Here is a 1,621-nt window from a genome sequence, read left to right on the forward strand (position 1 = left end):
TTCCACCACCGTGTACTCGGCCGACTCGTACCCCGCGATGGCCCTCAAATTCAAAGCAAAGATGCCTGCAACCACCATCGAAATGATCAAGGCTATTTTGCCTGCTTTTCTTGTCGTCATCAAAAAACTCGAACGTGAGATGGGTGAATCGAAATGAACAACCGTCTCAACTATAGATCGCAGGCAAGAGGTCGCCGTGGACCGTCACAACGATCGTTGCTATTTGACTTGACGCCATACCTTGATGTCATCCACTTCGACACCATCCCCCTGGCACCGAAAAACCAGCGTCGGCTTCTTCACCGAAAACGTGGGATGACTTGCTTTGAGTGTCTTGTCGCCGTCGATTTTCGCGGTCACGTACGTTTCCCAGGTGGTCAATCGCAGCGTGTACCAACGGTCTTTCTCAAATGACATTTCTTCGCTGGCAAGCACTTCGTTGGGATCCTGTTTCGGATTCTTCTTGTCAACGTGCTTCATGATCTTCCACGAACCCGGGGTGATGATCACTGAAAACAGGTGTCCCTTTTTGTCGAGCTCACCCGGTGCTGGGTCAAAGCCAAAATGAAACGCCTTGACATCATCGACCAATCGGAATCGCAACTGATAAACCGCGTTGTTGGTTTCCACCGGAAACCGGGCTGCGGCGGAATGTTTGTCGGACGCCACTTCGCTTGCCTTCAGCACGCCATCCTTGACGGTCCAGTTTCCTGTATTGATGTGCCACTTGCTATCGAGCGAGTCGGAGTCGAACGATTGATCGACGACCAGCTCGCTATTAGCTGGTGGATCCTCTTGAGCAACCACCACGCCACCAAAGAGCAAGCAAACACAGAACGCCGCAAGTGAGATTCGAATCATCATCGGGAAGACCATCAGCAAAAAGGGGGAGTGAGCAAATCGCAAACGCCGTAAACAAACACGTTTCCGAATCTTAAACATACTCGTAATCTTAATCCTATTTCCATCCGAGCAGTTCTCCACAGTGATTTCGGGTGACCGAAGGAGATGATGAGCAAGAGTACGATTAAGAATGAAAGGCGATAGGCCGGTCGTGTTGGGGTAACATTGTAATTTCCGGATTTCCGTGGCCCTTGGTGGAGAACGTCAACGCATTGGTTAGCAGACAACCCTCTAACATCGCCGCTTCACTCGGAATCACGAACCATGTATCGCCTGCTCCCCCAACTTGCAATTTTTGCGCTGATCGCCTGGTCAAACGTCGCCTCCGCACAACCTCCAGGGCGTGGTGGCCCGCCGGGATTTGGGGGTCCCGGTGGGTCACCGATTCAGATGATCAGTCAGATCTTTGATCAGGCCGATACAAACCGCGATGGCTGTCTCAGTAAGCAAGAACTGTATCTGGCGATGCAATCCCAACAGGCTAACAATCAACGCGGACGCGGTGGACCACCGCCACAAAACGATGCCTATGGTGCCCCGGCTGGTCGCGAAGCAAATCGCCCTCATCCCGAGGGAGAACATGGCGGTCCGCCACCAAGTCCAGGTCAAGTGCTTCCTGATTTCATTGTCCAGTCGCTCGATTTGACCGAGCGACAAACTCGCCAATTGAACGCGTTGCAGTCCGATGTCACTAAGCGATTGGCAGGGATTCTGACGG

The 1,621-nt window shown here is 52.5% G+C and carries 2 protein-coding genes; one reads left to right on the forward strand and one right to left on the reverse strand.

All coding sequences use genetic code 11. The features are described from left to right. Positions 1–219: 219 nt before the first annotated feature. Entirely contained in the window at positions 220–864 is a 645-nt protein-coding gene (locus RMSM_RS12870) for a hypothetical protein (protein ID WP_144057607.1), read from the reverse strand. Positions 865–1,293: 429 nt separating this feature from the next. Between RMSM_RS12870 and RMSM_RS12875 the strand changes: the two genes are divergently transcribed. Then, on the forward strand, positions 1,294–1,621 hold a 328-nt coding region (locus RMSM_RS12875; RefSeq protein ID WP_008696463.1), incomplete at its 3' end, for an EF-hand domain-containing protein.

Source organism: Rhodopirellula maiorica SM1 (assembly GCF_000346295.1).
GTDB lineage: Bacteria > Planctomycetota > Planctomycetia > Pirellulales > Pirellulaceae > Novipirellula > Novipirellula maiorica.